At 40.3% G+C, this 18,422-nt stretch carries 18 protein-coding genes; 14 read left to right on the top strand and 4 right to left on the bottom strand.

The window, feature by feature from the left end:
- The first annotated feature begins 12 nt into the window (after positions 1–12).
- The gene (locus F908_RS02690) at positions 13–516 is read left to right on the top strand and encodes a disulfide bond formation protein B (RefSeq protein ID WP_005156976.1); all 504 of its coding nucleotides are present in this window, start codon (positions 13–15) and stop codon (positions 514–516) included.
- 50 nt (positions 517–566) lie between these two features.
- Here the strand turns inward: F908_RS02690 and F908_RS02685 are convergent, their stop codons facing one another.
- Entirely contained in the window at positions 567–1,913 is a 1,347-nt protein-coding gene (locus tag F908_RS02685; protein ID WP_005156973.1) for a PGAP1-like alpha/beta domain-containing protein, read from the bottom strand.
- A gap of 261 nt (positions 1,914–2,174) precedes the next feature.
- On the opposite strand from F908_RS02685, the gene F908_RS02680 reads away from it, so the two are divergent.
- The 8 genes from F908_RS02680 (at position 2,175) to urtE (ending at position 11,037) form a co-directional block, all read left to right on the top strand.
- A complete protein-coding gene (locus tag F908_RS02680) occupies positions 2,175–2,762 on the top strand; it encodes a YqiA/YcfP family alpha/beta fold hydrolase (RefSeq protein ID WP_034602608.1) in 588 nt (195 codons plus the stop codon).
- A 17-nt stretch (positions 2,763–2,779) separates the two neighbouring features.
- A complete protein-coding gene (gene parE, locus F908_RS02675; RefSeq protein ID WP_005156967.1) occupies positions 2,780–4,663 on the top strand; it encodes a DNA topoisomerase IV subunit B in 1,884 nt (627 codons plus the stop codon).
- Entirely contained in the window at positions 4,663–5,232 is a 570-nt protein-coding gene (locus F908_RS02670) for a DUF6714 family protein (RefSeq protein ID WP_005156964.1), read from the top strand. Before parE ends, F908_RS02670 begins: the two co-directional genes overlap by 1 nt.
- Before the next feature lie 199 nt (positions 5,233–5,431).
- Positions 5,432–6,712 (top strand): urea ABC transporter substrate-binding protein, encoded by a 1,281-nt coding sequence (urtA, locus tag F908_RS02665; RefSeq protein ID WP_005156961.1) that lies wholly within the window; start codon positions 5,432–5,434, stop codon positions 6,710–6,712.
- A gap of 91 nt (positions 6,713–6,803) precedes the next feature.
- Positions 6,804–8,426, top strand: coding sequence for an urea ABC transporter permease subunit UrtB (gene urtB, locus F908_RS02660; RefSeq protein ID WP_005156957.1), 1,623 nt, complete (start codon positions 6,804–6,806; stop codon positions 8,424–8,426).
- Between the two features lie 4 nt (positions 8,427–8,430).
- A complete protein-coding gene (urtC, locus tag F908_RS02655) occupies positions 8,431–9,501 on the top strand; it encodes an urea ABC transporter permease subunit UrtC (protein WP_005156955.1) in 1,071 nt (356 codons plus the stop codon).
- On the top strand, positions 9,502–10,329 hold the full coding sequence (urtD, locus tag F908_RS02650; RefSeq protein WP_005156952.1) for an urea ABC transporter ATP-binding protein UrtD: 828 nt from the start codon (positions 9,502–9,504) through the stop codon (positions 10,327–10,329).
- Positions 10,330–10,338: 9 nt separating this feature from the next.
- Positions 10,339–11,037 (top strand): urea ABC transporter ATP-binding subunit UrtE, encoded by a 699-nt coding sequence (gene urtE, locus F908_RS02645; RefSeq protein WP_005156948.1) that lies wholly within the window; start codon positions 10,339–10,341, stop codon positions 11,035–11,037.
- A gap of 294 nt (positions 11,038–11,331) precedes the next feature.
- Here urtE and F908_RS02640 read toward each other — a convergent pair whose 3' ends face one another.
- The 3 genes from F908_RS02640 to F908_RS02630 form a co-directional block, all read right to left on the bottom strand.
- The gene (locus tag F908_RS02640) at positions 11,332–12,069 is read right to left on the bottom strand and encodes a hypothetical protein (protein ID WP_004909982.1); all 738 of its coding nucleotides are present in this window, start codon (positions 12,067–12,069) and stop codon (positions 11,332–11,334) included.
- A 77-nt stretch (positions 12,070–12,146) separates the two neighbouring features.
- Positions 12,147–12,695: a GNAT family N-acetyltransferase gene (locus F908_RS02635; protein ID WP_005156944.1), complete on the bottom strand. Its 549-nt coding sequence runs from the start codon at positions 12,693–12,695 to the stop codon at positions 12,147–12,149.
- A gap of 92 nt (positions 12,696–12,787) precedes the next feature.
- Complete coding sequence (locus F908_RS02630) at positions 12,788–13,513, bottom strand: outer membrane protein OmpK (protein ID WP_005156941.1); 726 nt, start codon at positions 13,511–13,513, stop codon at positions 12,788–12,790.
- Positions 13,514–13,886: 373 nt separating this feature from the next.
- Here F908_RS02630 and F908_RS02625 point away from each other — a divergent pair, with 373 nt between their 5' ends.
- The 5 genes from F908_RS02625 to F908_RS02605 all read left to right on the top strand — a co-directional run bounded on the left by F908_RS02625 (position 13,887) and on the right by F908_RS02605 (position 18,374).
- On the top strand, positions 13,887–14,261 hold the full coding sequence (locus F908_RS02625) for an HPF/RaiA family ribosome-associated protein (RefSeq protein ID WP_004909977.1): 375 nt from the start codon (positions 13,887–13,889) through the stop codon (positions 14,259–14,261).
- Positions 14,262–14,401: 140 nt separating this feature from the next.
- Positions 14,402–14,947: an ankyrin repeat domain-containing protein gene (locus F908_RS02620; RefSeq protein ID WP_005156927.1), complete on the top strand. Its 546-nt coding sequence runs from the start codon at positions 14,402–14,404 to the stop codon at positions 14,945–14,947.
- Between the two features lie 31 nt (positions 14,948–14,978).
- On the top strand, positions 14,979–15,746 hold the full coding sequence (locus F908_RS02615; RefSeq protein WP_005156922.1) for a transporter: 768 nt from the start codon (positions 14,979–14,981) through the stop codon (positions 15,744–15,746).
- Between the two features lie 82 nt (positions 15,747–15,828).
- Positions 15,829–17,679, top strand: coding sequence for a protein-disulfide reductase DsbD (gene dsbD, locus F908_RS02610; RefSeq protein WP_005156919.1), 1,851 nt, complete (start codon positions 15,829–15,831; stop codon positions 17,677–17,679).
- Positions 17,676–18,374, top strand: a complete 699-nt coding sequence (locus tag F908_RS02605; protein WP_005156916.1) for a glutathione S-transferase family protein — start codon at positions 17,676–17,678, stop codon at positions 18,372–18,374. The genes dsbD and F908_RS02605 overlap by 4 nt, the downstream gene beginning before the upstream one ends.
- The last annotated feature ends 48 nt before the right edge of the window (positions 18,375–18,422 follow it).

Here is an 18,422-nt window from a genome sequence, read left to right as displayed (position 1 = left end):
AGAGGACTTCCCATGCGATGGACTTACCGCTTAGTTAGTGCATTATTGGTACTAACGAGTATTATTGGTATCTCGTTTGCGTTGTATTTAGAACATGTGCAAGGTTTGGAGCCTTGCCCACTGTGTATTTTCCAACGTATTGGCTTAATTGGAATGGGATTGATTGCCTTAGTCGCATTTATTCATAATCCGATTTCAAATGGTTTTAAACGTTTTTATGCACTATTAGCAACCCTATCCATCGGTTGGTCAGTGGGCGTGGCATCTCGTCATGTTTGGCTACAGCATTTACCACCTGATAAGGTGCCAAGTTGTGGTCCAGGCTTGGACTATTTAGTTGATGCATTGCCAATGAAAGCGGTATTTCAGGAAGTGCTTTCAGGTTCAGGCGAATGTGCAGCAATAGATTGGACTTTCTTAGGACAATCTCTACCCGTGTGGTCGTTGCTGTATTTTAGTTTGATCTTATTGGTATGTTTGTGGCAGTTGTTTAGACATTATAGTGTTGCTAAATAATAAAAAAGCCAACGATACGTTGGCTTTTTTTTAGATCAAGAAGACTGACATCAGGTTTCTACGATGCCATCTAAATCATCAAAAGTATAATTATTCGGAACATTGATTAAATGTGTTTGGATACCTTCCTCAACGACTTCGTCAACATCGGGATATAACCAACGTGTAATCTGTTCAGCAACACTCGAATGGTACTGAATTTCAAAATGGTTTAAACCATAGAATACGGCTTTATGGGTTTCTGGTAATTTGAGTTGGAAGCGTGGATTTTGATGTTCACCTAGCGCACTTTCCACACTGACCAAATAATCGCCAATGACAGAGAGTGCTTTATTACGCAATTTCTCAAATTCTAAAGTACCTGCGATTAAGAAGGTATTGATATGAGAGGGTAATGGTGCAGGTTTACGATTATCATCAGCAAAGCCAATACGTGCATTATTATGTTCCCAATCGTCATCTCGAACACTGCCATGACGCAAATCTAAAATACCATTACTACGAATGTTGATCAGTTGACCAATTAAGCTAATAAAAGGAAACGCGCCCAATTTATCCTGCAAAATAAAACCAAAGCGTTCTAGCGCCGCACCATGATGTGGCGAACCAATACAAACTAAATTCTCAACCATATGCACCCATTGATAGAGATTCTGTTTGCCATAAAATAGGGCACTACGAGAAACCAAGCCACCCATACTATGTCCGATTAAATCAATGCTGGTGATTCTTGGATTTCGTTGTACTAAATCTTCAAGTACATTGGCAAAGCTTCGACCATTTGCAGAAATACGACGCCCTGTATTGTAGTTCAGATATAACATGGTGTTGTTGTCCCGTTGCGCAAGCAGACGTTCACCAATTCCACCATAACGGCTATTTGACCAGCTGAGATGATTCATACACAGACCATGTGTAAGAATGACAATACGACCAGTTAATTCACCTTGTTGTAATGATCCATAATGATCATAAAGCACCATAGGTAAAGCCATTGGGTTGTGTTGTTTTAAGAAAAAGTCTCCAAAAATCCCGTTTAATGCACCCACCACGAAATGCAGTGTTGGTGTCAGGGGTTTATCATGCAGCACAGGGAATTTTTCAATAATATGACGTAAACTTGGTGCAAGAAAACTGCTACCGTACTTCTGTAATGTGTCATAAGAAAATTGATAAAATTTTTGTAACTGTGGAAGTTTCTGTAAATTTTTAGCTTTTTGTGCGCTTAAACCAAGTGTTGTCCGTAACACTTCTGTTTGCACTAATTGCACCAATTCGTGAACACCACTTAAGCTCGTGCTCACAACTTGCGCCAAACCTTCCAAAACATCTGCCTGACTCGGGGGTGTACTGTCCCATTTGCAGTAGGTTTCATGCAGAGGCGTTAAACTTGGCATATTGATTTCCCCATCCTTGATATATACCGAAGGTTTGAAGTAATTGACTTAATATTCTGTAGATAAACTACAACAAACGCTTACATCTTATGTGTTTCATAAGTAATTTTTTTAGAATACTGATGAACGGAGTGCACTATCGTTTTTTGTGTCAGACAATATCAAGCTTAAATGTAATTTATATTGTTATTTATTTATCTATTAACCTAAATAATGTGATTTATTTGATAATAAGTCAAGCTGTTGCCTATTATGGTGCGTATGCAATTTATTTATTTACATGGCTTTCAAAGCAGCCCCATGTCAAAAAAAGGGCAGCAATTGAGTCAATATTGTGCAAATCACGATCAGTTTCAAGTGCATTTGCCCGATCTGAATCGATCTCCCGATAAGGTGCTGCAAAAAATCTCTGGGTTGATCGAAAGTCTACCACGTGACCAAGTGGTGTTGGTTGGAAGTAGCTTAGGGGGATTTTATGCGACATATTTTGTCGCTAAATATGCTTGTCCTGCTGTACTGATTAATCCAGCCATGCAACCATGGCAGTTATTCGAAGATTTATTCGGGATTGAGCAAATTCCACTCAAGGTGACTGAATCATGGACACTCGATGCCGACCAATTGCAGCAATTACAATCAATTGCTGACACGAAGTTAAAGCATGCTGATAAAATTCTTGTACTGTTGCAACGAGGTGACGAAGTCTTGGATTATCGGCAGGCACAACGCTATTATAGTGCAGCACAGCCATCTGCATTGATTTTAACCGACGCTGATGGTAATCATGCAATGGATGATTTTGAAGAAAAATTACCTTTCGTACTCCGATTTTTATCGGCAGCCCTCTAATAAGGAAGTCAGACCCAGTGACACAATACACGGCACAATCCCTTGAAGTTCTTTCAGGTTTAGATCCTGTTCGTCGTCGTCCCGGTATGTATACCGATACCTCACGTCCAAACCATTTGGCGCAAGAGGTGATTGACAATGCGGTGGATGAAGCACTTGCAGGACATGCCAATCAAATTTGTGTCACCGTATATGAAGATGGTTCATTGTCAGTCGAAGATAATGGACGAGGTATGCCAGTCGATATTCATCCTGAATATGGACAAAGTGGTATTGAAATTATTTTGACCAAATTACATGCAGGCGGAAAATTTAGTACCGATAATTACCAATTTTCTGGTGGTTTACATGGTGTCGGTATTTCTGTCGTGAATGCTTTATCAACACGCGTTGAGGTTGCGGTACAACGCCAGGGTAACTTGTATCAAATGGCATTTGAACAAGGCGAACCTGTTGCACCATTATCGGTGTTAGAAGGTAAAGTGGCGAAACGTGCGACAGGAACAACCGTTCGCTTTTGGCCAGAAGCAAAATACTTTGATAGTCCAAAATTTGCACTAAAAGCATTGAAGCATAATTTGAAAGCTAAAGCCGTTTTAGCGGCAGGTTTAAAAATTATTTATGACGATAAAATCAATAATGAAAAAATTGAATGGCAGTTTGAAAATGGTCTAGTCGACTATTTAATGGATGAACTTGAGGATCGAGAGATTCTACCTGATCCTGCCTTTGTCAGTAGTGGACAAGCAGAGCGAGCAGCTTGTGAATTTGCGATCTGTTGGAATGTCGAGGGTGGTGAGCAGATTCAGGAAAGCTACGTCAACCTGATTCCAACCGCGCAAGGTGGGACCCATGTCAATGGATTGCGTGCAGGGGTCACGGAGGCGTTACGAGAGTTCTGTGAATTACGCAATTTATTACCACGTAATATGAAACTTTCGGCAGAAGATGTTTGGGATGGGGTCAATTTCATTCTATCGCTGAAATTCCAAGAACCTCAATTTTCGGGGCAGACCAAAGAGCGTTTATCCAGTCGTGAAGCCTCCAATATTGTGCTGAATATCGCCAAGGATGCGTTTGCTTTATGGTTAAATCAACATGCTGAGATTGCAACGCAGTTAGCTGAAATGGCAATTGCTAAAGCTGGACGTCGCTTAAAAGCAGCGAAAAAAGTGGAGCGTAAAAAGATCGTCTCTGGTCCTGCGTTACCCGGAAAACTGGCAGATTGTGTCGGTTTAACCCGTGAAGACAGCGAATTATTTATTGTCGAAGGGGATTCGGCAGGTGGAAGCGCTAAACAAGCGCGTGACAAGAATTTTCAGGCGATTATGCCGATTCGTGGAAAAATTCTAAATACATGGGAAGTGTCTTCGGATGAAGTGCTGGCCTCGCAGGAAGTGCATGATATTGCCATCGCGATTGGGGTTGATCCAGGCAGCGATGATCTTTCTGAATTGCGTTATGGCAAAATCTGTATCCTTGCCGACGCAGATTCGGATGGTCTACATATCGCGACATTACTCTGTGCCTTGTTTGTGAAACATTTCCCGACTTTAGTTGAAGATGGTCATTTGTTTGTCGCAATGCCACCACTGTATCGTATTGATATTGGTAAAGATGTTTATTATGCGTTGGATGATAGTGAACTCGAAAGCATTTTGAAAAAAGTGAAAGGTAATAAAAATCCGCAAATCACTCGATTTAAAGGATTGGGTGAGATGAATGCGAGTCAATTGCGTGAAACCACGATGGACCCAAATACGCGCCGTTTGGTGCAACTTGATCTGGATGATGCGCATTTTACCGCAGGGTTATTAGATAAATTGCTGGCAAAAAAACGTTCGAGTGATCGTAAGCATTGGTTAGAACAGAAAGGTAATTTAGCGGATATCGTGGTGTGATGAAACAATATCCTTCACCTGATGATATTCAGGAAATGCGTCGCAGAGGCTATGATCCCATTACAATTGCAGAAGCTGAAGAGTTATTACCACGCTGGCAGCAGTTGGATCAGCTTAGACAAAAGATTGAGAGTGCTTTTGTTGGGGTCACCTTGCAAGAGGGTATTGGTTTATATGAAGCGCAAGGAATAGATGATTATGCCAGTCAGGCAGAGTGTCTGGCTTATCGTGCCAAAGATGAAAAATTAGACTGGCATAATATCTCAATCAATGACTTGAATCGCTGTAACAGCAGTCCAACTTTCTTTGATGCTCAGGGTATGTTGTTTCATTTACCTGCATTTTTATTGGCAAGTTTAAATGGTGATTATTTACATGGGCTCACTTTTACATTGATACATCTAGGTGATCATACAGAAAGAAAATTTTGCTTGTTTAATGCCGAACAGCGTGCAGTTGTTGCAGACTATTTACAATTTTTGTTAGATGAACCTGATTACATATACGATCATCAGGAAATTAAGAGTGCCCTAATTACAGGTTATTGGTCTAATACAAACGAATATTAATGTGTTAGCAAATCATTTAAAAAATCCGCATCATTTTAGTTCATCTCGTTCTTTTTGTATGCAATGTTGTATACAAGATTGGATTCTTATTTATTTGATCCGATAAATATTAAAATAAAACAATAGCTTAAATTGTTGGCATAAAAATTGAATAACTCCACTCAGTAAAAATCAAAAGATCAATCTGTGGAGAACAAAGATGCAAAACAAATTAATGTCAATGTCCGTTCTTATGGCAGCGATGATGGGGGTAGGTCTGGCAGGTTGTTCAAAACCAGCCGAAAAAATAGAACAAACAAAAACTGAAACGAAAGCGGCACCTGCAGCAAATGGCGATACGATTAAGGTGGGGATTTTACATTCACTCTCTGGCACGATGGCAATTTCTGAGACCTCTCTGAAAGATACTGCATTGATGACCATTAATGAAATCAATGCCAATGGCGGGGTGATGGGTAAAAAACTAGAACCTGTCATTGTTGACCCAGCATCAGATTGGCCGCTATTTGCTGAAAAAGCACGTCAGTTAATTACTCAGGACAAAGTTGCCGTTATTTTCGGTTGCTGGACATCGGTGTCACGTAAGTCGGTTCTTCCTGTGGTTGAAGAGTTAAATGGTTTATTGTTCTATCCAGTGCAATATGAAGGTCAGGAACAATCAAAAAATATTTTCTATACAGGTGCAGCACCGAATCAACAAGCGATTCCTGCAGTTGAGTATTTGATGGGAGAAGAGGGCGGTAAAGCACAACGTTTTGTTTTACTCGGTACAGATTACGTCTACCCACGCACCACCAATAAAATCCTGCGTGCATTCCTGAAATCTAAAGGTGTTGCCGATGCAGACATCATGGAAGAGTACACGCCATTTGGTCATAGCAACTACCAAACTATTGTTGCCAATATCAAGAAATTCTCCGCAGGTAAAAAGACTGCGGTGATCTCCACCATCAATGGCGATTCCAATGTTCCTTTCTATCGTGAGTTAGGCAACCAAGGTATTAAAGCTGCTGATATTCCAGTGATGGCTTTCTCAGTTGGCGAAGAGGAATTACGTGGAATTGATACCAAACCATTGGTGGGTCATTTAGCGGCATGGAACTATTTCATGTCAGTTAAAAATCCGAAAAACACCGAGTTTGTGAATAAATTCAAACAGTATGCAGTGGAATACAAGCTTCCAAATGCCGACAAAGTTGTGACCAACGATCCGATGGAAGCCACCTATGTGGGTATCAATATGTGGAAACAAGCGGTCGAAAAAGCAGGTTCTACAGAGGTTGATAAAGTTCGTGATGCAATGGCAGGTCAAACTTTTGCAGCACCATCGGGTTATACCCTCAAAATGGATGAAATCAATCACCATTTACATAAGCCTGTGATGATTGGGCAAATTCGTGGTGATGGGCAATTTGATGTGGTTTATAAAACGCCTCAAACCATCAAAGCTGAGCCTTGGAGCCCATATATTCCTAAATAATTTTCCTATGCAACCTGCTGTTTCGGCAGTAGGTTTTTCTTAGTTTTATTTCTTGTTGATTGGTTTAAATAGAAAATATAAGGGGAGTCTTATGGCGAAACACTATGTTTTGGCAATGCTCTGCATCATGGCACAGATCATGTTTAATCCTGCATGGGCAGAAGTCACTTCACCAACAACAGTGACGTCTACAACTTCTCAGGATGCCATCCAAACTTTTGTTAAATCTAACTTTGCTACTCGTCGTGCCATGTTGAATCAATGGCCAGCCAGTATTGAGCAACTGGATCAATTGGTCGCGTATATTGATCAAAATGAGTTATATACTGATAGCGCAGGCAATACTTATATTCTAAAAAACGATGAAAAATTATTAAGTTACCCACAACTACAAGTGATCGAAACTTGGCCTTCAGACTTGTCTCAAGTGACTTTGGTCAATACCTTGCGTAAGGCACTGAACTTTGGACAAGCCAAAGTTAAATTGAATTCTGATGATGCATCACAACGTTTAGCCGCTGTTGATATTTTAGAAAATAACTTGGATGAGCTTGATGTCGCAACGATCAAACAACTCTATCTCAATGAAAAAAGTGAAGGTGTTAAAGCCCGTTTAGCACAACTGAAAGCTCGTTTAGATTTTAATAGTTCAGATGAATTCACCAAGATCGAAGCAGTAAAAGTTTTGGCGGATTCAAATCGTCCAGATGTATTGGCATTAATCAATCAAAGTTTAGAACAACCACAAAATAATCCCGCATTGAAAGCAGCTTTAATTGAAGCACAAAATAAAATTAAAACACGTATTCAAATCAGTGAATGGTCAGGGCATGTATTTTCGGGTCTCAGTACCGCTAGTATTTTACTTTTAGCAGCGCTTGGTCTTGCGATTACATATGGTTTGCTTGGTGTCATCAATATGGCACATGGTGAACTCATCATGATCGGTGCTTATACCACTTACGTCATTCAAAGTTTTTTTAAAACGCACTTTGCAGGCTTAGTCGATTGGTATTTATTGGCTGCGATTCCTGCTGCATTTCTGGTGAGTGCGTTGATCGGCATGTTGATTGAACGTACTGTGATTCGCCCGCTTTATGGTCGCCAATTGGAAACATTATTGGCAACCTTTGGTGTGAGTTTAATCTTGATGCAATCGGTTCGGATGATCTTTGGCGCACAGAACGTTGAAGTGTCCAATGTCGCATGGCTCAGTGGTGGTATTGCCCTGACGCCAAGCCTGATGTTGCCATATAACCGTATTGCGATTATTGGTTTTACTGTGGCGGTCTTACTGCTTCTAGTTTTCTTATTGAACAAAACCCGTTTCGGATTATTTGTTCGTGCTGTGACACAAAACCGTCAAATGGCGCGTGCCGTGGGCATTCGATCTGCACGTATCGATATGCTGGCATTTGGCTTAGGTTCAGGTTTAGCTGGATTGGCAGGTTGTGCGTTAGCACAAGTCGGCAATGTTGGCCCTGATCTCGGACAAAACTACATTATCGATGCTTTCCTTGTTGTTGTCGTCGGTGGTGTGGGCCAAGTATGGGGTGCGGTACTTGCAGCCTTAGGTTTAGGGATTAGCGGTACAGTTTTGGAGATTGGTTTAGGTGCGGTTTTAGCAAAAATTATTCTCTTGGTTCTTGTGATTTTGTTTATCCAAAAGCGTCCACAAGGTTTGTTTGCCATCAAAGGTCGTTTCGTGGAGTAAGCCAATGAAAATCACTTCTTTATTTGCAGATAAACCGTATAGCGCAATTGCGATTGCGATTTGTTTCGCCGTGTTATTGAGCTTACCTTGGTTACATCTGTTATCCCCTGATTCAGCATTTTATCTGTCAGCATATTGGATTACGTTAATTGGCAAAATCATGTGCTTGGCTTTGGTCGCTTTGGCATTGGATTTAGTGTGGGGCTATGCGGGGATTTTAAGCTTGGGGCACGGTTTATATTTCGCCCTCGGTGGTTACGCCTTTGGCATGTATTTGATGCGTGAATCCGCAGGCGATGGCTTACCTGATTTCATGCGTTTCCTCAGTTGGACAGAACTCCCTTGGTATTGGGTGGGCACTGAGCATTTTGCTTGGGCAATGATCTTGGTTTTATCTGTACCTGCCTTAGTTGCTTTTATTTTTGGTTTCTTCGCCTTTCGCTCCAAAATCAAAGGCGTGTATTTCTCGATTATTACTCAAGCCATGACCTTTGCAGCGGCACTCTTGTTCTTCCGCAATGAGACAGGTTTTGGTGGTAACAATGGCTTCACGGGTTTTAAAACCTTATTGGGTTTTGATATCACTTCTGCACCAATGCGTGCCACTTTATGTTTTGTCACTGCTTTGGTGTTAATGCTGTGTTTTATCGGCTTACGTCAACTGATGAATCGTCCTTATGGTCGAGTTCTTGGCGCGATTCGTGACAGTGAAAACCGCTTGCAATATTTGGGCTATCGCACACTGTGGTACAAGCTTTCAGCATGGGTGCTATCGGCAGTGATTGCAGGTATCGCAGGGGCGTTGTATGTGCCACAGGTTGGCATTATTAACCCAAGTGAAATGAATCCAGTCAACTCGATTGAAATGGCAGTGTGGGTTGCCGCAGGTGGTCGTGGCACCTTGATTGGGGCGATTTTAGGGGCAGGTTTGATTAATGCGGTGAAAACTTATTTCACGGTGGCTGCGCCCGAAGCGTGGTTACTGATCTTAGGAGCGCTATTTATCGTAGTGACGATTTTCTTACCTAAAGGCGTGATTGGTTTATTTGATCGTTTTAAAAAGGAGAGCAATTAAATGAGTGATTTATTCATAGACTCAGCTCAACATGGCGGTCAACTTGGTGAGGGCTATGGTCGTGCCAAAACCCAAGGTGCAGATTTTAGTCACGGGATTGCTTTGTATTTAGAAAAAGTCAGTGTGTGGTTTGATTCGTTTCGTGCGTTAAATGATTTATCACTGTACATCGCCGAGGGTGAATTACGCTGCATCATTGGACCAAATGGTGCGGGTAAAACGACCTTAATGGACGTGATCACAGGTAAAACTCGTCCAACCACGGGCACGGCATTTTTTGGACAAAACTATGATCTTGCCAAAATGGGCACAGAGGAAATTGCGGAAGCTGGGATTGGGCGCAAATTTCAGAAACCAACGGTATTTGAAAATTTTACAGTCATGGAAAATTTACTACTCGCTGCACCACGAGATAAGCGAGTCAAGAAGAGCTTATTTTCTCGTTTAGATCCAGAAGCACAATTGGCATTGGATGAAAGTTTAGAGCAAATCCGTTTAAAGGAATTTGTGAAAAAGCCCGCAGGATTATTGTCCCATGGTCAAAAGCAGTGGTTAGAAATCGGCATGTTGTTGATGCAACGTCCGAAGCTGATTTTATTGGATGAGCCTGTGGCGGGTATGACCGATGCGGAAACAGAACGGACGGCTGAACTGTGTTTGGAATTGAAAAAAAATCATACGCTTGTGGTTGTAGAACATGACATGAGCTTTATTGACACCATCAGCGAAAAAGTTACGGTATTAGCACAGGGTGCAATCTTGGCAGAAGGCACATTGGCAGAGGTACAAGCCAATGAAGATGTGATTGAAAAATATTTGGGACGCTAGGAGACTGCCATGTTAGAAGTGAAAGAAGTTAACCAGTTTTATGGTGGTAGTCATATTCTGCGTGACGTGTCTTTTCAAGCGCCTGTAGGGGAATGCAGTGTCGTTCTAGGACGGAATGGCGTTGGTAAAACCACGTTGCTGAAATGCTTGATGGGGATTCTCCCGATTAAATCAGGACAGATTTTGCTAGATGGCAAAGATATTGCCAAAATGTCCCCTGAGCAACGAGTACGTGCAGGATTGGCGTACGTGCCGCAAGGACGAGATATTTTTTCTACTTTAACCGTAGAGGAAAATATCTTAATTGGTATGGCGAAATTTTCTGGTGCCAAAACCCGAAAAGTGCCGAGTCACTTATACGAAATTTTTCCTGTCTTGGATGAAATGAAGCATCGCCGTGGTGGAGATTTGTCAGGTGGTCAGCAACAGCAGCTTGCGATTGCTCGAGCGTTGGCTTCTGAGCCGAGTGTCTTGATTTTGGATGAGCCAACTGAGGGGATTCAGCCGTCAATCATTAAAGATATTGGTCGGGTCATTCGTAAATTAGCAGATCAAGGGGAAATGGCGATCGTTTTAGTTGAGCAGTTTTATGATTTTGCTGAAGAGCTTGCAGATAACTATACGGTGATGGCGCGTGGACAAGTGATCGCGCAAGGACAGGGGGGCGATATGCCTGAAAAGGGGATAAGGGAGTTGGTGGCGATTTAGTATCGACCCTATATCTCATTTTACTATTTAGAAACTAGATATTAAAAAAATGATTATCTTTCGGAGTCATACCTAGTAGTCTTCTAATTTTTAAATACGCCTTCCGCTGGAGTTACTTTGGTTTTGCCCAAAGTAACCAAAGGCATTGTCATTCACAAAACCTGTTCAATTCTTGGATTTTTTCTATTGTTTCGCAGAAACAATATCTTTCAAAGATTACGCAGGTTGTGAATGACGTTTCCGAGACTCATAAGTTTTCTTAAATTTTTTGTTGAGTTTGAGGGTAAAGATCATTTATTTACCTTCAACCTTATAGAACGTGCCGCCCGCATAGACGTTATGCCCAAAACCACATCCAGACTCGCCACTATTTTGTTTCACCTCAATTTTTTGACCATTATTTGTATCATTCGTAAATTGAAGCTTAATCTGGCAGTCCTCATAATGATAGTTGGCTTGCTTTGCAGTGATCGGCATTGTGGTATCAAACTCACCTAAATTGGGACCATAAATAAGACCACGAATGCCAAAATAATAACCTTCAAAATTAATTAGATATTTATTTTGTTGTTTCTTGACCGTGATGTAATCCCATTGTCCGAAACCATTGGCTCGGACATAAGTGCCTTGTAGGTCTTTCGTGATTTGCGGTTTAGGAAGCTGTTTTAAATTGTATAGACTGATTTTTGAATCTTCATCTCGTAAAAACCATACTCTTGCCCATTGTGGCTTGCCTAATTTTGCATAACTCAACCCGACATTATTATTGGCTATTTCAATCTCACGGTCAGTCACTTTAATACCGCTTTCTTCAGCATTCATTTGGCAGAAATGTGCCCATGCGGCTTGATCTTCAAATTGTTTCACTGCTTTGGCATATTGCTTTTGGTCGTAGAGCTTTTTCCCATTTAGAGCGTATTGTTTTACTTTGGCACAGCCTTGCTGTAATTCTTGCTCAAAAGACGTTTCTGCAAAACTAACGGTTGTTGCTGAAGCACATGTAATGATTAAAGCGAGTTGTGAAATTTTCATGTTTTAAATTATTTTGTAAATGAGATGTTTTTATTCTAACCAACTACATATGTATAGTAGAGATGAAATTGTTCTGTTTATGAACGACTCAATTGTAGTTGCATTAAAACTAAATCACGCCATTTGCCAAACTTTTGTCCCACTTGTGGCATATAACCAGTTTGAATAAAACCCAGTTGTTGATGTAATACGATTGAACCGGTATTTTCGCTATCAATCGCTGCCACCATGACATGCATATGCTGTTGAGTCGCAAGATGAATCAGTTGTTGCATGAGGGCTTTGCCTAAACCCTGACGAGCATAATTCGGATCAATAAAAACAGAATGTTCAATACTGTGTCGATAGCCTGTAATACTACGAAAGGCAGAGTAATAGGCATAACCCGCAATTTTTCTCAATGACTGATCTTCGACGACAATCATAGGAAATTGCTGTTGTTGCATCTCCTGAAAGCGCTGTTGATATTGCGCTAAAGTAACGGTTTGATCATTCCAGTTGGCTGTGCCCGTGATGATTTCATGATTATAAATGGTGAGAATCTGCTCAAGATCATCAGTAGTTGCAAAACGAATTTGATAAGAGTTTTGTAGTGTGTGCGTTGCAAGTATAAGATCGTGAGACATAACAAAATAAAAGAAAATTCATCTATTTCAATATGCGCGATCTAAAAAAAAACAGCAAGGAATTCCTTGCTGTTTTGATCAGTCAAAACCGTTTAGAAATGGTATTTCACTAAAGCACTGACATTATTTTCGTCGCTGCCTTTGATACCAAACTTGTTATTCCAAACAGAATGTTCTACGCCCAAATATAAACGTGTTTCAGGTGAAATGTGTTTACCTACATTCCATTTATATTGGGTTGTCCAGTTAAGTTCACTCGCATGGTCTTTTTCTGCTGTAGACCAGTCAAGGAAACCATCAACTAAGAAATCTTCGCCAGATACTTTAAATGGAACCGCATAAGCGATAGTCATTTGATAGTCATCTGCTGTATTTTCATTGTTTGCACGGTAGAAATTGACATTCGCATATTGGAAATAAGGAATTGCAAGATCGAAACCTACGCCGTATAAGAAGTTATCAAAACTAGAAAAGTCATCATTGTTACTTTCCCAAGTCGTTGAGATCAACACATCTTTAATCGGACCAAAAGCAAGTTTCTGACCTGAAACCTCACCCAAGCTCAAGCGTGGAGAAAGCTCGAAATAAGTGCTTTTATGATCGTCGCTACCACGCATACGATCCATAAAGAAGAACACATCGGCATATTTTACTTTTGCCGCATATTCAACTGTTAAAGTTGTTTGTTTTTCATCAACCACTTCGTAGTTTTCGCCGTATAAACCCGTTAGGCTGAAATCCTGCCAAATTGGTTTCGCTTGAGCGAAAACTGCTGTAGATAACAATAAAGATGTAGCCGCAAGTTGCTTCAATTGCATTTAAAAAATCTCCCCCACAAAAGGCGTGTAAAGCATACAAGTTATGAAGCAAAAATAAAGCCAAATTTGACCAAATGCTCAAAAGAATTGTATACGGTAAAAGGTCTGCTAAAGATAAGATTCGGTAAGAGAATCTTTTTGATCAAGTTTTAATAAAAATGTCAAAAATCAGCTTGCATATTTCTGATGAAAGACAGATATTGGAATTATAGAAGATCTTCTAAATAACTGAAACACAACTGATGTGAAGCAAGGAGACGACAAGCATTTACATAATCAGAATATACAACTGCACTGAATGAATGCATGCTCAAAGTGTGCTGAATAAAAAGCTTCGTAGAACCGTCTCAATATAGAAGAGAGGAAGATATTTATGAATATTGAAATCCGTACAGATAAAAACATCCATGGTAGCGAACGTTTAATTAGTTATATCCGTGCAGAGCTTAAACAAGAATTTCAACGTTATAGCGAACGTATTACACATTTTTCGGTTCATATTAGTGATGAAAATGGGGAAAAAACGGGAGATCATGACAAACGCTGTATGATCGAAGCCCGTCCAGCAGGTATGAAACCTGTAGCTGTGACACACAAAGCTGCAAATATCGATGCATCTATCCATGGTGCAATTGATAAATTACAACGTAGTTTGGAACATTTATATGAGAAAAAAGACCACCATCGTGGAGCTTTACCAGAATATGTTGATGTCGATGATGATATAAAAGTAGATGATGAGGCGTAGTGAGCGCGTTTAAAAAAAGCCCAGTATTGGGCTTTTTTTATGCCTGTATCAAATTTATACATGATTTTTAGGTCGTTTTATAAAATCCCGATGGGATATTCGGCATAATAGGCGAATTAAATACTTTGTGAGAATTGGTCATGTTAAGTAAGCAACAGCAGGCCTTGGTGCAAGCCATACAAAAACTCGATTTAGACCAAGTGCAATCTTTACTTGCTGAAGGACTCGACCCGAACTTTATTGATCCTGAACATGGTTTCCCAGTCTCTATTTTATGTGATGGCTTATTTGTGTGGTGGGAGAATGTCTGTGAAGCTTATGAAGCAGGTCAGCCATTGACTGAAGCAGACAAACAACAACAATTACAAGTTTATCAAGACATTTTAGAAGCATTAATTCAAGCGAAAGCCAATCTTCATTTATGGGATGCGGAAGAGTTTTATGGTCCGCTTTGGGATGCTGCAAGTTCAGCATGTGCACCTGTGGTTCAACGCTTACTCGATGAAAAAGTCGATCCAAACACAAGAGATGAAGAGGGTCTAACGATTTTGTCTTCAATTAGCCAACTGTTTTTTGATTGTGATTTTGATGAAATTGACTGGTCAGAATCTTTGGTAGAAGAGCGTGAAACACTCGAGTTATTACGCAAACATGGCGCAAAAATGTCAAAAGAGCTAACGGCATAAGTCTAGCCAACAAGATATAAAGGGGAGAACAATGAAAAAGTTTCAAGTATTAGTCTTGGTTGCTGCATCAATCATGACAACTGCAACATTTGCAGCAGAATTTTCTTTTGACCGTCCAGGCTCAGGTATAGGTACGGGTATTACACCTGTAGGTCACTTGGCGTGGGAGCAAGGACTACCCTCGGTCAGCTATCAGCAGGACAATGTTGCTGGGGCAAAAGACAAAACCTTAACCCTGAATGCAGATATGTTATTGCGTACAGGTTTAGCTGATGGTTTGGAATTACAATTGGGTTGGCAAGGGCCAGTTTGGCAGCAACATAAATATGCAGGCATGAAAAAAGAAACCAACGGTTTGGGTGATGTCAGTATTGGTTTGAAAAAGGCGATTAATTTAAAAGATGATCGTTTAACAATGGCATTGTTAGCAGAAGCGATTATTGCGACTGGCAATGATGAATTCACGAATCAAGATGATATTTATAGCCTCACTTCAGCAGTTGCGTATAAGTTCAGCGATTTGGTGGGTACATCAATTACCATGCGTTATGAAGCACAAAACAGTGATTGGGCCGTGACTGCAATTCCAACCATTGATTATAAAATTGCGGGTAAATTATCTGGTTTTTCAGAGTTTGTTTATCGTAAAGCAGAAAGCCAAGACTATGAATATGGTTTAGGGACAGGTTTAGTCTATAGCTTAAATGATCGAGCTCAACTTGATGCCAGTATAGGTGTGGATTTGAATGGCGATCAAAAAAGCTATAACGGTGGTTTAGGTTTATCTGTTTTATTCTAGTCAAAATCTCCGCTAACTTTTGAAATCCTTCTGCAGGCAGAATGAGGTCTTAAGTTATCGGGAGAGTTACAGTGAGATGAACATGAAAATGTCTGTTCAGGGTGGGTACATTAGCCAATTAATGCGCTACTTTTTGGCTACTTTATTGTTGTTATGTACGTCTTTGGTTTACGCTCAAGACAATCTATCAGCACCATTACTGACTCCTGAACAGGCATTTGCATTTTCAGTTGAATCGACCAAAACCAATCAAGCGCGGTTACACTGGACCATTCAGCCTAATTATTATCTCTATCAACATAAATTTGAGGTTCAACAAGGCAATCAACCTGTTACGTTGAAATTACCCAAAGCAATTGAACAGTACGATGAAAACTATGGTCATAGCCAAGTTTATTATCAGCAAGCAGAGTTTGAGATTAGCACTCAAGCATCTCAACATTATCGTGTTACATGGCAGGGTTGTGCCAAAGACCGTATTTGCTATCCACCTCAAAATATTGAATTTCAAACCGATGCTGATGGGTTGGTTAGTGTCGAAAATGTCAGTTCTAATTCACAAAAACGTTTTTTAGATGTTGCTCGTTCTGCGAATAGCTTAAATGCTCAGACCGCGGAGAGGGATGAACTTACAACTGAAAAATCTAATGATGTAAAGCTGAATAATTCAACCAATATGGCGCAAGACCAACAGTGGTCAAGCACATTGGCACAGCACTCTCTTGCTTATAGCTTGTTATTATTTCTAGGGTTAGGAATTTTATTGGCATTTACGCCGTGTTCTTTACCAATGTTGCCGATTTTGACCTCATTGATTGTTCGTGAACATAAAGGCGTTAAAGCGTGGACGATTGCACTTACTTTTGTATTTAGTATGGCAATGGTCTATGCCGTATTGGGTTTAATTGCCTCTGTGGCAGGGCTAAATTTCCAACGATGGTTACAGCAACCTGCGACATTAGTTGCATTTAGTCTATTGTTCGTTGTATTCGCTTTAAATCTGTTTGGTTTATTTGAATTGAAACTGCCACAGAAATGGGTGAATCGCCTCGACCAAATGCAGTCAGTGCAACAAGGTGGGACTTTGCTTGGTGCAAGTATCATGGGCATGATCTCAGCATTGTTAGTCGGTCCGTGTATGACTGCACCTTTAGCGGGTACATTACTCTTTATTTCACAAACGCAAAATCAGTGGCAAGGTGCTCTACTATTATTCACCTTGGGATTTGGTATGGGTATTCCATTACTGCTTGCCAGTGTTCTAGGTGCAAAGGCACTACCGAAAGCAGGGGAATGGATGCATCAAATTAAGGTTATTTTTGCCTTTTTGATGTTGGCGTTAAGTATTTATTTTATCCGTCCGTTATTACCTGAATTAGCGATTCAAATACTTAGTCTTGTATTGGGCATGGCATTTATTGGTTTCGCGATATATCGTCTGTTTGTGAAGAAAGGGCAATTACAGTGGTTATATGCATTGTTGCTGATGATCTCAGTTCCATTTTTAGCTTTTAACCAATATCAACATATTCAAAATTTAAGCGCAGTTCAGGCAGATAAATTAGCAGAGTGGCATGTGGCGCAAACCGCCGATGAATTTCAGCAAATTCTGGCAAATGCACCCAAAGATCGACAGATTGTCATTGATGTCTATGCCGACTGGTGTGTGGCTTGTCAGCCGATTGAGCATCGAATTTTAAAGGATGTAGAGGTGCAGCAAGCTTTAGCACCTTATTATCTGATTAAACTGGATTTAAGCCATTATGATGCCTCACATCAGGCACTGCTCAATCAATGGGATATTTTAGGGCCACCAACCTATTTATTTTTAGATTCGCAACAACAAGAAATCCGTGCATTACGTTTAACTGGTGCATTTAAGAAAAGTGAGCTATTACAACAACTCACACAATTAAAAGAGAAATCACCATGAGCTATCAATTATTTATAGGGAATAAAAACTATTCGACATGGTCAATGCGTCCGTGGATTTTATTAAAACAACTTGGCATTCCATTTCAGGAGCATTTAATTCAATTTGATAGTTTTGAACCTAATAGCCAATTTAAAACTGAGATTTTAAAATTGAATTCAACGGGCAAAGTCCCAACACTCATGCATGATGATTTGATTATTTGGGATAGCCTCGCGATTTGTGAATATATTGCTGAACAAAATCCTGAAAAGAATGTGCTACCTCAAGATAGAAAACAACGAGCCAGAGCACGATGCATTAGTGCAGAAATGCACAGTAGTTTTCAAAGTTTACGTAATTTGTGTCCAATGAATGTTGAGGCTGATTTGTCCCATATTGGACAACAGCTTTGGCTGGACAATGCCCAGCTTCGTGCAGATGTGGCGCGGATTGAACAAATTTGGTCTGAGCGTCCAGCTGAGGACAGCTTTTTATGTGGTGAGTTTAGCCTTGCCGATGCATTTTATGCGCCTGTGGCTATGCGTTTTGAATGTTATAAATTACCCATCTCTGCTTCTAGCCAAAGTTATATGCACAAGATATTGGCTTTAGCATCAGTTCAAGAGTGGATCGCAGAAGCCAAACAAGAACAGATTTTTGTACCCTTTGATGAGCCTTATCGTAATCATCGTGAAGAATATTTAAAAGACTAAACAACAGGTCAAAAATAAAGGCATCTTTGGATGCCTTTATTTTTGGAT

It is taken from the genome of Acinetobacter sp. NIPH 284, assembly GCF_000369425.1.
In the GTDB taxonomy this organism is placed as follows: Bacteria; Pseudomonadota; Gammaproteobacteria; order Pseudomonadales; family Moraxellaceae; genus Acinetobacter.
This window is presented reverse-complemented; position numbering and strand designations above follow the sequence as displayed.

Coding starts and splice junctions, on each gene's coding strand:
- F908_RS02690 (WP_005156976.1), top strand. CDS start 13: ATGCGATGGACTTACCGCTTAGTTAGTGCATTATTGGTACTAACGAGT.
- F908_RS02685 (WP_005156973.1), bottom strand. CDS start 1,913: ATGCCAAGTTTAACGCCTCTGCATGAAACCTACTGCAAATGGGACAGT.
- F908_RS02680 (WP_034602608.1), top strand. CDS start 2,175: ATGCAATTTATTTATTTACATGGCTTTCAAAGCAGCCCCATGTCAAAA.
- F908_RS02670 (WP_005156964.1), top strand. CDS start 4,663: ATGAAACAATATCCTTCACCTGATGATATTCAGGAAATGCGTCGCAGA.
- urtA (WP_005156961.1), top strand. CDS start 5,432: ATGCAAAACAAATTAATGTCAATGTCCGTTCTTATGGCAGCGATGATG.
- urtB (WP_005156957.1), top strand. CDS start 6,804: ATGGCGAAACACTATGTTTTGGCAATGCTCTGCATCATGGCACAGATC.
- urtC (WP_005156955.1), top strand. CDS start 8,431: ATGAAAATCACTTCTTTATTTGCAGATAAACCGTATAGCGCAATTGCG.
- urtD (WP_005156952.1), top strand. CDS start 9,502: ATGAGTGATTTATTCATAGACTCAGCTCAACATGGCGGTCAACTTGGT.
- urtE (WP_005156948.1), top strand. CDS start 10,339: ATGTTAGAAGTGAAAGAAGTTAACCAGTTTTATGGTGGTAGTCATATT.
- F908_RS02640 (WP_004909982.1), bottom strand. CDS start 12,069: ATGAAAATTTCACAACTCGCTTTAATCATTACATGTGCTTCAGCAACA.
- F908_RS02635 (WP_005156944.1), bottom strand. CDS start 12,695: ATGTCTCACGATCTTATACTTGCAACGCACACACTACAAAACTCTTAT.
- F908_RS02630 (WP_005156941.1), bottom strand. CDS start 13,513: ATGCAATTGAAGCAACTTGCGGCTACATCTTTATTGTTATCTACAGCA.
- F908_RS02625 (WP_004909977.1), top strand. CDS start 13,887: ATGAATATTGAAATCCGTACAGATAAAAACATCCATGGTAGCGAACGT.
- F908_RS02620 (WP_005156927.1), top strand. CDS start 14,402: ATGTTAAGTAAGCAACAGCAGGCCTTGGTGCAAGCCATACAAAAACTC.
- F908_RS02615 (WP_005156922.1), top strand. CDS start 14,979: ATGAAAAAGTTTCAAGTATTAGTCTTGGTTGCTGCATCAATCATGACA.
- dsbD (WP_005156919.1), top strand. CDS start 15,829: ATGAAAATGTCTGTTCAGGGTGGGTACATTAGCCAATTAATGCGCTAC.
- F908_RS02605 (WP_005156916.1), top strand. CDS start 17,676: ATGAGCTATCAATTATTTATAGGGAATAAAAACTATTCGACATGGTCA.